Consider the following 11,642-nt stretch of genomic DNA (forward strand, 5'->3'; position numbering starts at 1 on the left):
GGCTAACCCGCCGTACAGACGTCTACGAGGCTGTGGGGTAGGTCGAGGCCCGGCTGCGACCGTCGCGATGACGGACCGAGGTCGGTGCGCGGGTGCTGGTTTGCGGGATCTGCGCGGCGATGGTCCCATAGATCCGGTTGGCCGTGACCTCGTCCTTCGTCCGGATGCACAGGGTGCTTTCACCCTCGCGACCCCAGGGCTTGTTCTCGGCTTCGATGACGCCGGGATCATTCCGGGTCAGGGCCGAAACGGCCTCGCGCAGGTCGCCATCGACGCCGCCGCCATAGCTTCCGAAGGTGACTTCAATATCGCAGACAGCCGGTGTCGCAGGCGGCGCCGGTTCGGCGCTCGCCGTTTCCCGCGTCGCCGCCGAATGGTTGGCCGCCGCCGTTTCGCGCAGGGCCTGCTCGACCGGATCGCCGCCCCCCTCGCAGGCGGCCAGCATCACCAGGGCGATCAGGCCGAACGCGGCGCGCATCAGCCGTTCATCCAGGTCGGCATCCAGCTTTCGTGCATCTCGCGCAGGTGCGCGACGGGCAGGCGGAACAGTTCGCCCTTCGGACCCGACGAGGCGAAGTCCGCGCCCTTCACCACGCCGACGACCGAGGCGTGCAGCCCCGCGTCCTGCGCCTTGGCGATCAGGGCGTTGGCGTCGGTCACGGCGACCAGATAGCGGGCCTGGTCCTCGCCGAACAGGAAGGCGTGGGCGTGGGCGGCGCTCGAGGCGTTCAGCTCGACGCCGGCGTCCGAGGCCAGGGCGATGTCCGCCGCCGCGCCGACCAGACCGCCGTCCGACAGGTCGTGAACGCAGGTCAGTTCGCCGCTCTCGATCAGACCGCGCACGAAGTCGCCGGTCTTGCGTTCCAGCTTCAGGTCCACCGGCGGCGGGGCGCCGTCTTCACGGCCCAGCACTTCGCGCAGATAGATCGAGGCGCCCAGTTCGCCGTGGGTCTCGCCGATCAGCACCAGCGTATCGCCCTCGACCGCGCCGCCGAAGCCGGTGACGGTGTCATAGTTGGGCAGCAGGCCGACCGCGCCGACCGTCGGGGTCGGCGGAATGGCGACGCCGTTGGTCTCGTTGTAGAGGCTGACGTTCCCCGACACGACCGGGAAGTCCAGCTCGCGGCAGGCCTCGGCCATGCCGTCGATGGCGCGCACGATCTGGCCCATGATCTCGGGGCGCTGCGGGTTGCCGAAATTCAGGTTGTCGGTGATGGCGATCGGGCGCGAGCCGACGGCGGTCAGGTTGCGCCAGGCCTCGGCCACGCACTGCTTGCCGCCTTCATAGGGATCGGCCTGCACATAGCGCGGGGTGCAGTCGCTGGTGACGGCCAGACCCTTGTCCGTGCCGTGCACCCGCACCACGCCCGCGTCGGCGCCGGTGGCCGAGTCGTGCAGGGTGTCGGCCATCACGTGGCGGTCGTACTGCTCCCAGATCCAGCGCTTGGACGCCATGTCCGGGCAGGTCAGGACGTTCAGCACCGCGTCCGTCCAGTTCTCCGGCGCCGGCACGTCCTTCGGATCGAGGCGAGGCTGCAGCTCCGGCTGCACCCACGGACGGTCGTACAGCGGCGCATCGTCGAACAGCGGGGCCAGCGGCACGTCGCAGACCAGTTCGCCGTGATGCTTCAGCACCAGACGGCCGGTGTCGGTGGTCACGCCGATCACGGCCGCGTCCAGACCCCATTTCTGGAAGATGCGGTAGCCGTCTTCCTCGCGGCCCGGCTTCAGGACCGCCAGCATCCGCTCCTGCGATTCCGACAGCATCATCTCGTAGGCGGTCATGCCTTCTTCGCGCTGGGGCACGGCGTCCATGTTCAGCTCGATGCCGACGCCGCCCTTGCCGGCCATCTCGACCGAGGACGAGGTCAGGCCCGCGGCGCCCATGTCCTGGATGGCGGCGACGGCGCCCGAGGCCATCAGCTCAAGCGTCGCCTCGATCAGCAGCTTCTCGGCGAACGGATCGCCGACCTGCACGGTCGGGCGCTTCGATTCGGACTCATCGTCGAATTCCGCCGACGACATGGTTGCGCCGTGGATGCCGTCGCGGCCGGTCTTCGATCCGAAGTAAACCACCGACAGGCCCGCCGCCGGGGCGGCCGAGTAGAAGATGGCGTCCGACTTCGCCAGACCCACGCACATGGCGTTGACCAGGATGTTGCCGTTGTAGCCGGAGTGGAAATTGGTCTCGCCCGCCACGGTCGGCACGCCGACGCAGTTGCCGTAGCCGCCGATGCCCGAGACCACGCCTGAGACCAGACGCTTCGTCTTCTCGTGCTCCACGTCGCCGAAGCGCAGGGCGTTCAGCAGGGCCACCGGGCGCGCGCCCATGGTGAAGACGTCGCGCATGATGCCGCCCACGCCCGTCGCCGCGCCCTGATAGGGCTCGATGAAGGACGGGTGGTTGTGGCTCTCCATCTTGAAGATGCAGGCGTCGCCGTCATCGATGTCGATGACCCCGGCGTTCTCGCCCGGACCGCAGATGACCCGCGGACCCTTGGTCGGGAACTTGCCCAGATGAATCTTCGAGGACTTGTACGAGCAGTGCTCGGACCACATCACCGAGAAGACGCCCAGTTCGACCTGGTTGGGTTCTCGACCCAGCCGGTCCAGGACGACCTGATATTCGTTCGGAGCCAAGCCGTATTCGGCAGCCAGCTCGGCCATGGTCTTTTCGGGAGCGCTCATGGCCGCGCCTTCTAGCGACAGAAGGCGGTTCTGTCAGCCATGCAGAGCGGAACATCGCCCGGTGCGGGCCATTGAATCGGCGAACGCCAGCCGAAGGAGGCTTTCATGGCGGAACAGCCCATCGATCCGGCCGCCACGCCGGAGGACCCGAACGCGCCGACCATCGCCGCCGATGACGCCGGGGCCACAGCCATGGCCGAGCGCGCCGCGCGCGAAGCGGCCAATGACGACACCACTCCGGCGGAGGACGACTGATGCACAGTCGCGACGACATCACCCCCGACCATCAGCAGATGGACCTGTCCAATGATCCCGAGGAGGCCGCTCGCCTGAAGGCCCTCGCGCAGGAACTGGCGATGAAGAGCCGCCAGCGCCTGACCGGTTCGGCGACGGGCGTGGGCAGCGTGGGTTTCGACGAATCGGGCGCCTTTGACGTGGGGGCGGCGGACGATGATCCTGACCACCCGGAACCGGGCGCCCCGCCCTTCGCCGGTCGCCTTTAGGCGGGTTTCTCGATCGGCGGCTTCAGCCGGAAGGTGAGGATCACCGACCCCACCAGCGTCACCCCTGATGCCAGCATCGCTCCGATCGCGAGGGTGGGGTTGCGCTCCAGCTCGGCGACGAACGCGCCCAGCAGGCCCCAGGCGATCGGCAGGGCGAAGGCGGGCGTCCGCAGCACCCAGGTGACCACCAGCGCCTTCAGCGTCACGGCCGTTACGGCGATCAGGGCCCACACCGTCGGCGACAGGACCGTCGGCAGGTCGCCGTTTCCGGTCAGCACCGTCAGCAGGTTCAGCGGCGCGGCGACGCCCAGCCAGCCCGCCAGCAGCGCCAGCGGCCAGACCACGGTCCAGCGCTCGATCGCCGTGCGGGACAGGGCGCGGATGGTCGGGGCGTTCATCAGCAGCGGGACCAACAGCACCAGAAGCGAGCCGAAGATCAGCAGGATCGTCCCGACCTCCCAGTCAAAGGCCGCCGCGACGATCCACCAGCCGATGCCGAGGAAGGCGAGGGCGGACGGCCAGCCCAGCCGGGTCAGCAGCTCACTTTCACCCGTCGCGGGCAGGACCTGCCAGACGGCGTAGATCAGCAGGCCCAGATAGATCACGCCCCAGATGGCGAAGGCATAGCCGGCGACCTTCAGGGTCGCGTCGCTGTCGGCGGCGAACTCCGCCGCGCTCTGGCCCCAGCCCATCAGTATCTGCGCCTGCGCCACCACGATGGCGAACACCGCGCAGGCCGCGACGACCAGCCGGCGCGTCTGCTGGGCGGAGGTGGGGCGAACGATCGAGGACATGCGGGCTCCGGTCTCTGTACCGACGATCTACGTCCGGCGACGGTTATTGGTTCACCGGAACCGGCGGTCGCTTGATCCGGTTGAACCTCCACACCCCGGAGAGGACCGATGGCTGAAGAGAAACCCCATTTCGAAACCGACTTCGTCCAGACCGACCGCGCCCGCGAACAGGGGCTCGGCCTCGGCGAGCGCGAACTGAAGGCCCAGAGGGACGCGGGCGGAATCCGGACGCCCGACGTGGATGATGCCGATGAGCCCGGCGAGCCCGGGCCCGTGCGCAACGTTTCGGACGATCTGCCGACCTGAGCGGGGAAAAGATGCGCACCGTCCCTTGACGGACGCTGCTCGACGACCTCCGATCCCTGTATGGCGCATGCGGGGATCAGCGATCAGGACGCACATCGTCGGCGGCTCGCCGACGCCGACAGCCGCTTGCGGGCCGATCCGCGCGACATCCGCGCCCTGATCGCCAAGGGCGATGCGCTGGACGCACTGGGGGACGGGCGCGGCGCGGCGGCCTTCTACAGCAACGCCCTGCGGACCGCCGGGGACGGCCGCGCCCTGACGCCCGACCTCGTCGCCGACCTGCGTCGGGCCCAGTCCGCCGCGCGCGCCCAGGCCGAGCGATTCCAGACCCATCTGACGGACAGCCTCGGACGGTCGGGCTTCGACCCCGCGACCTCCAGCGACCGCTTCAGCCTGTCGCTGGACCTGATGGCGGGCCGCAAGCAGCTCTATCAGCAGCAGCCGCTCTTCTACCTGTTCCCCGGCCTGCCCCAGATCCAGTTCCAGCCTCGTGAAACCCTGCCCTGGCTGGCGCAGGTCGAGCAGGCGACCGCCGACATCCGCAACGAGCTGGAGGCCCTGCTGGCCGAGCCGGACCTGTTCCGCCCCTATGTCGAGAAGCGCGCGGATCGTCCCAACGGCGACACCGCGGGCATGGTCGACAATCCCGACTGGAGCGCCCTGTTCCTGTGGAAGGACGGGGCTGAGCAACCGCTGGCCGCCCGGTGCCCCCGTACGCTCGAGGCGCTGGAGGGCCTGCCCCTGTGCCGGGTGCCCGGCCGCACGCCGTCGATCCTGTTCTCGAAGCTGGCGCCGGGCGCGCGCATTCCCGCCCACCATGGCCTGATCAACACCCGCCTGATCTGCCACCTGCCGCTGATCGCCCCGCCGGGCAGCCGCTTCCGCGTCGGCAATGACGTGCGCGAGTGGACGGAAGGTCAGGCCTGGGCCTTCGACGACACCATCGAGCATGAGGCGCGCAACGACAGCGGGCTGGAGCGCACCATCCTGATCTTCGATGTCTGGAAGCCCGAGCTGACGGAGGAGGAGCGGGCGCTGGTCTCGGCCCTGTTCCAGTCGATCGACGACTACGGCGCGGGCGGCGGCGCCTGGGGCGTGTGATCAGCGCTTCTCGCGCGCCGGATTGCCCATCACCGTCGCGCCCGGGGCGACGTCCCGCGTCACTACCGATCCCGCGCCGATCACCGCGTCGTCGCCGACCGTGATCCCCGGCATCAGCAGCGCCCCGCCGCCGATCCAGACGTTGCGGCCGATCTTGATCGGCTTGCCGAACTCCAGCCCCCGCGCCCGCTCTTCCGGGTCGCGCGGATGGTCGGCGGTCAGGATCTGCACGCCCGGCCCGATCTGGGTCAGGTCGCCGATCTCGACCTCGCACACGTCCAGGATCACGCAGTTGAAGTTCAGGAAGACGTTGCGCCCCAGCCGGATGTTGTAGCCGTAGTCGCAATGGAAGGGCGGACGGATCACCGCGCCTTCGCCGACCTCGCCCAGCTTCTGGCGCAGCAGGTCCCGACGATCCGCCGGGCTGGCCGCCAGCGAGGCGTTGTAGCGCGCCATCCAGTGCTTGGCGGCGGTCTGGTCGTCCTGCAGTTCGGGATCGCCGGGATTGTACGGCTGGCCCGAGATCATCTTCTGGCGCTCGCTGATGAACATGGGCCCTCCCGCTCCGATGCGGCCACGACGTTCGACAAAGCGGCAGGCGGGTCAAGCCCGTGCAAAAAGAAACGGCGGGGGCGCCGCGCACCCCCGCCGTCATCCGGTGTCGGATTGGAGCGCAGGCCTACTGCGCGCCTTCCTCCTCGGTGTCGCTGTCCGCGACGGAGACCTGGATCGTGCCCTCCCAGGAGAAGACCCGCGACTGCGCCTGCTCGGTGCCGGAGCGCCATTGCGAGGTGCCGTAGCCGGTCGACACGGTGGTGGTCATCACGCCCACGACGATCGAGTCGTAGCGCTGGCCGACCCGGGCCGGGTCGGTGGTCACCAGCACATAGGCCTCGGTCTCACGCGGGCGGAACTGCACCGAATAGACCGAGCCCCGGTACATGTAGTCCTCGGCGCTGAAGGTGCGGGTCACCCGGCCTTCGCGGTCCAGCAGGGCCACGGCGGGCGACTGGATTCGAAGCGGCTCCAGCACCGCGCCGACGATGATCGTCTTGTCCGCGTGGTCCGCCGGAAGCGCGAAGGTCACATAGGGCGTGTCGCCCCCTTCCGTCCGGGTCAGGCACCCGGCGGCGGCCGGCGCGGTCACCGTGTACAGCGCGCGTTCCTTGTCCGGGGTCAGGCTGATCGCCGTCACCAGATCCGGCGAGGCGGCGCAGTTGGTCCCGGCGTAGTCCAGCGTTGCCGAAGGCGGCGGCGCGTAGGTCGTGGTGGCGCACCCGGCCAGCAGGCTTACGCCTGCGGCCAGGGTCACGAGTGCGTTGAGGCGGTTCATCGAACCGGACCTCAGCGCATCAGCTGGGCGGCCGTGTCGGCCACCCGCACCAGCGCGTCTTCCAGACCGGCGGCCAGGCGGGTCGGATCTTCCAGCAGACCCTCACGGTTGCGGAAGGCGTACTCCGGGTTCGGCGCCAGGGTGATCACGCCCTCGGTGGGCGCGATCGGATTGTACAGGATCATGTTTTCCATCAGCAGCGTGTTGTCGCTGGCGCGCATCAGGCGGACCTTGGCGTACACGGTCGGACGGAAGGGCTGGCCGGCGCCCGAGGACATGTAGCCGTACTCGGTGACGACGATATCCAGATAGGCGTCCGAGCCGGCGGCCGGATAGCTGACCAGGAAATCGCGCTTCTCACGATCACCGCTCAGCGTCTGGACGGTGTAGCCCTGGGTCGTCAGCGTCGAGGTGATCCGGCGCTCGAGGATGGTTTCAGCGTCGAACTGCACCGTGCCCAGGGCGTCGTTGACGGCCTGCTTGCGGCTTTCCTGGATGCCGGCGTCCACCAGGGCGCCGATCAGGCCGAAATTGGCGCCGGTCGAGGCGACTTCGTAGGCGATCGCCTGCGGCGCGAGCGAGTCGTCGGCCAGGGCGATGGTGGTGACGTTGGCGGTGGTGCGATCATAGGGCGTCGCGATGTAGGGCGACGCACAGGCGGTAACAGTCATCGCAGCCGCGATGGCCAGCAGTTTCTTGAACATGGACACTCCCCCGATAGATCCGATGGGATGCCTTGCCGAACGGGGAGTTGTCAATCTTCGGGCAAAACCGCTGCGCGTGAATTAATCACGACACGCCCGCAGCTTATGTCGGGCACACGACCTTGCGCGACCGCCGGATCAGGCGGCGGCGTAGATGCTCTGGAACAGGGTCGCGCCGTCGGCGGAGCCCAGCTCGGCCTCGAAGGCGCGGTCCGGGTGGGGCATCATGCCCAGCACGTTTCCGCGCGCGTTCTGGATGCCGGCGATGTCGGCGACCGAGCCGTTCGGATTGTCGACGTAGCGGAAGACCACCTGGCCCTCGCCCTCGATCCGCTTCAGGGTCTCTTCGTCGGCGAAGTAGTTTCCGTCGCCGTTGCCCTGGGTCATCACGACCTCGCGCTGGCCCTGATAGCCCGAGGTGAAGCGGGTCTGGCCGTTGGCGACCGTCAGGCTGATCGGCTTGCAGACGTACTTCAGGCCCGAGTTGCGCAGCAGGGCGCCCGGCAGCAGCCCGGCTTCGCACAGGATCTGGAAGCCGTTGCAGATGCCCACCACGGCCACGCCGTCGTCAGCCGCCTTCTTCACCGCCTGCATGATCGGGGCCTGCGCCGCCATCGCGCCGCAGCGCAGATAGTCGCCGTAGGAGAAGCCGCCCGGCAGGACGATCAGGTCCAGCCCCTTGGGCAGTTCGGTCTCGCCGTGCCAGACCATCTGCACCTGTTCGCCGGTGGAGCGTTCGACGGCGACCTTGCAGTCGCGGTCACAGTTGGAACCGGGGAAGACGATGACGGCTGCGCTCATGGCGCGGGCGTTTAGCAGGGTTCGAACGAAATGTCAGTGCGCGGGATCAAGAAGCCCAAGACGGGTCTCGATGCGCGCTAGCCGGTCATCATGGTCGCCGAGGCGGACATAGATGTTCGAGACGTCCACAGCCATCGCGGACACATAACCGCGGATCGCAGTGAGCTCGATTTTGATCTCGCCCACGGAATCATCCAGCCGCTCAAGTCGCGACTGCATCGACTTGAGAACTTCGTAGATCAGGTCGTTCGTGATCTCGGCCATGACGCTCACGCTACCATAGCGTGAACGAACGGGCAACATTCAGGCTGCAGCGGCGACCACGCGCTTCCCGTCCAGCCACGCCCAGACCCAGATCGCCAGCCCGCCCAGCGTCAGGCCCACCGCCACCCAGCCCGTCGCGGCCCAGCCGAAGCCGGCCGCCACCGCCGTACCGGCCAGCAGCGGCCCCAGCGCATTGGCCGTGTTGAACGCCGAGTGGTTCAACGCCGCCGCTAGCGTCTGCGCCTCGCCCGCCACGTCCATCAGCCGGGTCTGCAGGATCGAGCCCAGCCCGCCGCCGAAGCCGATGAACAGCACGATCACCAGCATCGACCACAGATGCTGCGACGCCAGCGGATACGGGCCAGGGAGAGCGCGCTCCACACCAGCACGCCCGCCGCCGCCTTCAAGCCGAACCTGTCCCCGGCCCAGGCGCACAGCAGGTTGCCCGTGAACATGCCGACGCCGAACACGGCGAACACCCACGGCAGGACCTCGGGCCCCACATGGGTCACCTCGCGCAGCACCGAGGCCAGATAGGCATAGACCGCGAACATGCCGCCGAAGCCGATCGCGCTGACGCCCAGCGTCAGCCACACCTGCCGGTTCTTCAGCGCCTTCAGCTCGCGCAGGGGGCTGGCGTCGGGGTGGGCCGGGTCGCGCGGCGCGAACAGGGCGACCAGCGTCATGGTCAGCACCGCCAGCACGCCGACGATGCCGAAGGTCCAGCGCCAGCCGTGCGCCTGGCTGACCAGATTGACCACCGGCACGCCCAGCACCGTCGCGATGGTCAGGCCCATCAGGATGGTCGAGACGGCGCGCGTGCGGAACTTCAACGGCACGGCGGAGGCCGCGACCAGCGCCGCCACCCCGAAATAGGCCCCGTGCGGCAGGCCGCTCAGGAAGCGGAAGACCAGCATGGTCTCGAAATTCGGCGACAGGGCGCTGAGGGTGTTGGCCACGGCGAACAGCCCCATCAGCCCGATCAGCAGGATCCAGCGCGGCAACCGCGCCCCGAACGCCGCCAGGATCGGCGCCCCGACCACCACGCCGGCCGCATAGGCGCTGATGGCGTGCCCGGCCGTTGGCTCGTCGACGCCCAGTCCCCGGGCGAAATCCGGCAGGACGCTCATCGCCGCGAACTCGGTCACCCCGATCGCGAACCCGCCCATCCCCAGCGCGGTCAGCAACAGGGCCACCGCGCCGGGCTTCAGGGTCTTCGCCGGCTCCACCAGATCGGACTCAAGCGTGGGGGCGGCGTCGACAGGGGACATGGCGGCTTACTCGGGGGAAGGAATGCTGCGCTGCAACATGGGGCCTTCACCCCGGGGATCAACCGCCATCACCACAATTGCCGATCAGGGGTTGTGGGTTTCTGAACCGATGGGCTTCGGTCGCCCCTCTCCGTCCACGCAGACCATGATGAATTCCGCGGTCGCCGAATGCCGCCGCTCTCCGCTCAGCAGCCCTTCCGCCCACAGCTGCACCTCGACCGCCAGCGAGCTGCGGCCGGTCATCTTCACCCGGGACGCCAGTTCGATCATGTCGCCGCCGTTGATCGGGGCCTTGAAGTCGATGCGGTTGGTGGCGGCCATCACGACGACGCCCCGCGCCTGCCGGGTCGCCGTCACGAAGGCGGCCTTGCCCATGTGCTTCAGCGCGTCGCCGCCGAACAGGGTCCCGTAGTGGTTGGTCGTGCCTGGGAAGACCATCTCCACGGTCCGCAGCCAGCCGTCGTCCGCCTCCTCCTGCGGCGGAGCGGGCAGGGGCGCGTCGTCCCCCGCCTCGCGCAGCGCCACCATGTTGAACAGGCCGCGCGTACACAGCCGCCGCTCGCCGGTCAGCAGGGCTTCGGCGTGCAGTTCGACCTCCACCCCCATCGAGGACCGGCCGGTCCGCACGACCCGGCCGGTGGCCTCGACCATCTCGCCGATCCGGGCCGGGGCGGCGAAGTCGATCCGCTCGCATCCGGCCGTCACCACGGCCCGTCGCGCCACCCGGCTGGCGGCCAGGAAGGCCACCTTGTCCAGATGCGCCAGCCCGACCCCGCCGAACAGGGTGCCGTGGTGATTGGCGTCCCCCGGGAACACCATGTCGATCAGGCGGACGCTCACGCGCGGGCCTCGCGCGCCGCGGCGACCATGTTGCGCAGGGCGGCCTCGGTCTCCGGCCATTTGCGGGTCTTCAGGCCGCAGTCGGGGTTCACCCACAGCCGATCAGCGGGCAGCTTCTGCGCCGCCGCCTTCAGCAGGGCGGTCATCTCCTCCACCGACGGCACGCGCGGCGAGTGGATGTCATAGACGCCCGGTCCGATCTCGGCCGGGTAGCGATAGCCGTTGAAGGCGTCCAGCAACTCCATCTGCGAGCGCGAGGTCTCGATGGAGATGACGTCGGCGTCCATCGCGCCGATGCTGGCGATGATGTCGTTGAACTCCGAGTAGCACATGTGGGTGTGGATCTGGGTCTCGTCCCGCACGCCCGAGGCCGTGATGCGGAAGCTCTCGACGGCCCAGTCCAGATACGCCTGCCAGTCCCTCCGCCGCAGCGGCAGGCCCTCGCGCAGGGCGGCCTCGTCGATCTGGATGATCGGCGCGCCCGCGGCCTCCAGATCAACGACTTCGTCGCGGATGGCGAAGGCGATCTGGCGACAGGTCTCGCGGCGCGGCTGGTCATCACGCACGAAGGACCAGTTCAGGATCGTCACCGGTCCCGTCAGCATCCCCTTCATCGGCCTGTCGGTGAGGGACTGCGCGTAACGCCACCACGCCACCGTCATCGGCTGCGGCCGTGACACGTCGCCGAAGATGATCGGCGGCCGCACGCAGCGCGATCCGTAGGACTGCACCCACGCCGCCTTCGTGAAGGCGAAGCCCGACAACTGCTCGCCGAAATACTGGACCATGTCGTTGCGCTCGAACTCGCCATGGACCAGCACGTCGAGCCCCAGACCTTCCTGCCACTTCACCGTCCGCGCCGTCTCCTCGCGCAGGAAGGCGGCGTAGGCCGCATCGTCGATGACGCCCTTGCCGTGATCGGCGCGCGCCTTCCTCACCTCGCCCGTCTGCGGGAAGGAGCCGATGGTCGTCGTCGGATAGGTCGGCAGGTTCAGACGCCGCCGCTGGACGGCTCGACGGATCTCGAAGCCTGTGGG

General features: G+C 68.8%; 16 protein-coding genes. 4 read left to right on the forward strand and 12 right to left on the reverse strand.

The window, feature by feature from the left end:
• Positions 1 to 22 precede the first annotated feature (22 nt).
• Complete coding sequence (locus VGE03_RS06010; RefSeq protein WP_331045568.1) at positions 23 to 478, reverse strand: hypothetical protein; 456 nt, start codon at positions 476 to 478, stop codon at positions 23 to 25.
• Positions 478 to 2,688, reverse strand: a complete 2,211-nt coding sequence (gene purL, locus VGE03_RS06015) for a phosphoribosylformylglycinamidine synthase subunit PurL (protein WP_331045569.1) — start codon at positions 2,686 to 2,688, stop codon at positions 478 to 480. Before purL ends, VGE03_RS06010 begins: the two co-directional genes overlap by 1 nt.
• A 105-nt stretch (positions 2,689 to 2,793) precedes the next feature.
• Between purL and VGE03_RS06020 the strand changes: the two genes are divergently transcribed.
• The gene (locus VGE03_RS06020; RefSeq protein WP_331045570.1) at positions 2,794 to 2,943 is read left to right on the forward strand and encodes a hypothetical protein; all 150 of its coding nucleotides are present in this window, start codon (positions 2,794 to 2,796) and stop codon (positions 2,941 to 2,943) included.
• On the forward strand, positions 2,943 to 3,191 hold the full coding sequence (locus VGE03_RS06025) for a Tat pathway signal protein (protein WP_331045571.1): 249 nt from the start codon (positions 2,943 to 2,945) through the stop codon (positions 3,189 to 3,191). Before VGE03_RS06020 ends, VGE03_RS06025 begins: the two co-directional genes overlap by 1 nt.
• On the opposite strand, the gene VGE03_RS06030 is transcribed toward VGE03_RS06025, so the two are convergent.
• On the reverse strand, positions 3,188 to 3,985 hold the full coding sequence (locus tag VGE03_RS06030) for a hypothetical protein (RefSeq protein ID WP_331045572.1): 798 nt from the start codon (positions 3,983 to 3,985) through the stop codon (positions 3,188 to 3,190). The two genes, VGE03_RS06025 and VGE03_RS06030, sit on opposite strands and share 4 nt — an antisense overlap.
• Positions 3,986 to 4,093: 108 nt before the next feature.
• Here VGE03_RS06030 and VGE03_RS06035 point away from each other — a divergent pair, with 108 nt between their 5' ends.
• The gene (locus tag VGE03_RS06035) at positions 4,094 to 4,291 is read left to right on the forward strand and encodes a hypothetical protein (RefSeq protein ID WP_331045573.1); all 198 of its coding nucleotides are present in this window, start codon (positions 4,094 to 4,096) and stop codon (positions 4,289 to 4,291) included.
• A 60-nt stretch (positions 4,292 to 4,351) separates the two neighbouring features.
• A complete protein-coding gene (locus VGE03_RS06040) occupies positions 4,352 to 5,392 on the forward strand; it encodes an aspartyl/asparaginyl beta-hydroxylase domain-containing protein (RefSeq protein ID WP_331045574.1) in 1,041 nt (346 codons plus the stop codon).
• Here VGE03_RS06040 and VGE03_RS06045 read toward each other — a convergent pair whose 3' ends face one another.
• The 9 genes from VGE03_RS06045 to metE all read right to left on the reverse strand — a co-directional run.
• Positions 5,393 to 5,944 carry a sugar O-acetyltransferase gene (locus VGE03_RS06045; protein ID WP_331045575.1) on the reverse strand — a complete coding sequence of 184 codons (552 nt, stop codon included), beginning with the start codon at positions 5,942 to 5,944 and terminating at the stop codon, positions 5,393 to 5,395.
• Between the two features lie 127 nt (positions 5,945 to 6,071).
• Positions 6,072 to 6,725 (reverse strand): hypothetical protein, encoded by a 654-nt coding sequence (locus VGE03_RS06050; protein ID WP_331045576.1) that lies wholly within the window; start codon positions 6,723 to 6,725, stop codon positions 6,072 to 6,074.
• An 11-nt stretch (positions 6,726 to 6,736) separates the two neighbouring features.
• Positions 6,737 to 7,429 (reverse strand): hypothetical protein, encoded by a 693-nt coding sequence (locus tag VGE03_RS06055; RefSeq protein ID WP_331045577.1) that lies wholly within the window; start codon positions 7,427 to 7,429, stop codon positions 6,737 to 6,739.
• A 138-nt stretch (positions 7,430 to 7,567) separates the two neighbouring features.
• Positions 7,568 to 8,230 (reverse strand): phosphoribosylformylglycinamidine synthase subunit PurQ, encoded by a 663-nt coding sequence (purQ, locus tag VGE03_RS06060; RefSeq protein WP_331045578.1) that lies wholly within the window; start codon positions 8,228 to 8,230, stop codon positions 7,568 to 7,570.
• Positions 8,231 to 8,263: 33 nt separating this feature from the next.
• A complete protein-coding gene (locus VGE03_RS06065; RefSeq protein ID WP_331045579.1) occupies positions 8,264 to 8,494 on the reverse strand; it encodes a hypothetical protein in 231 nt (76 codons plus the stop codon).
• Positions 8,495 to 8,533: 39 nt separating this feature from the next.
• On the reverse strand, positions 8,534 to 8,821 hold the full coding sequence (locus tag VGE03_RS06070; protein ID WP_331045580.1) for a hypothetical protein: 288 nt from the start codon (positions 8,819 to 8,821) through the stop codon (positions 8,534 to 8,536).
• Positions 8,812 to 9,765, reverse strand: coding sequence for an MFS transporter (locus VGE03_RS06075; protein ID WP_331045581.1), 954 nt, complete (start codon positions 9,763 to 9,765; stop codon positions 8,812 to 8,814). The genes VGE03_RS06070 and VGE03_RS06075 overlap by 10 nt, the downstream gene beginning before the upstream one ends.
• A gap of 84 nt (positions 9,766 to 9,849) precedes the next feature.
• Positions 9,850 to 10,605 carry an acyl-CoA thioesterase gene (locus VGE03_RS06080; RefSeq protein ID WP_331045582.1) on the reverse strand — a complete coding sequence of 252 codons (756 nt, stop codon included), beginning with the start codon at positions 10,603 to 10,605 and terminating at the stop codon, positions 9,850 to 9,852.
• A partial coding sequence (gene metE / locus VGE03_RS06085) for a 5-methyltetrahydropteroyltriglutamate--homocysteine S-methyltransferase (protein ID WP_331045583.1) occupies positions 10,602 to 11,642 on the reverse strand: 1,041 nt, incomplete at its 5' end. The genes VGE03_RS06080 and metE, both read right to left, overlap by 4 nt.

Source organism: Brevundimonas sp., from assembly GCF_036400995.1.
Classification (GTDB): domain Bacteria; phylum Pseudomonadota; class Alphaproteobacteria; order Caulobacterales; family Caulobacteraceae; genus Brevundimonas.

Bases quoted from the DNA above. Each gene is read 5' to 3' on its own strand.
- VGE03_RS06010 (WP_331045568.1), bottom strand. From the start codon at position 478: ATGCGCGCCGCGTTCGGCCTGATCGCCCTGGTGATGCTGGCCGCCTGC.
- purL (WP_331045569.1), bottom strand. From the start codon at position 2,688: ATGAGCGCTCCCGAAAAGACCATGGCCGAGCTGGCTGCCGAATACGGC.
- VGE03_RS06020 (WP_331045570.1), top strand. From the start codon at position 2,794: ATGGCGGAACAGCCCATCGATCCGGCCGCCACGCCGGAGGACCCGAAC.
- VGE03_RS06025 (WP_331045571.1), top strand. From the start codon at position 2,943: ATGCACAGTCGCGACGACATCACCCCCGACCATCAGCAGATGGACCTG.
- VGE03_RS06030 (WP_331045572.1), bottom strand. From the start codon at position 3,985: ATGTCCTCGATCGTTCGCCCCACCTCCGCCCAGCAGACGCGCCGGCTG.
- VGE03_RS06035 (WP_331045573.1), top strand. From the start codon at position 4,094: ATGGCTGAAGAGAAACCCCATTTCGAAACCGACTTCGTCCAGACCGAC.
- VGE03_RS06040 (WP_331045574.1), top strand. From the start codon at position 4,352: ATGGCGCATGCGGGGATCAGCGATCAGGACGCACATCGTCGGCGGCTC.
- VGE03_RS06045 (WP_331045575.1), bottom strand. From the start codon at position 5,944: ATGTTCATCAGCGAGCGCCAGAAGATGATCTCGGGCCAGCCGTACAAT.
- VGE03_RS06050 (WP_331045576.1), bottom strand. From the start codon at position 6,725: ATGAACCGCCTCAACGCACTCGTGACCCTGGCCGCAGGCGTAAGCCTG.
- VGE03_RS06055 (WP_331045577.1), bottom strand. From the start codon at position 7,429: ATGTTCAAGAAACTGCTGGCCATCGCGGCTGCGATGACTGTTACCGCC.
- purQ (WP_331045578.1), bottom strand. From the start codon at position 8,230: ATGAGCGCAGCCGTCATCGTCTTCCCCGGTTCCAACTGTGACCGCGAC.
- VGE03_RS06065 (WP_331045579.1), bottom strand. From the start codon at position 8,494: ATGGCCGAGATCACGAACGACCTGATCTACGAAGTTCTCAAGTCGATG.
- VGE03_RS06070 (WP_331045580.1), bottom strand. From the start codon at position 8,821: ATGCTGGTGATCGTGCTGTTCATCGGCTTCGGCGGCGGGCTGGGCTCG.
- VGE03_RS06075 (WP_331045581.1), bottom strand. From the start codon at position 9,765: ATGTCCCCTGTCGACGCCGCCCCCACGCTTGAGTCCGATCTGGTGGAG.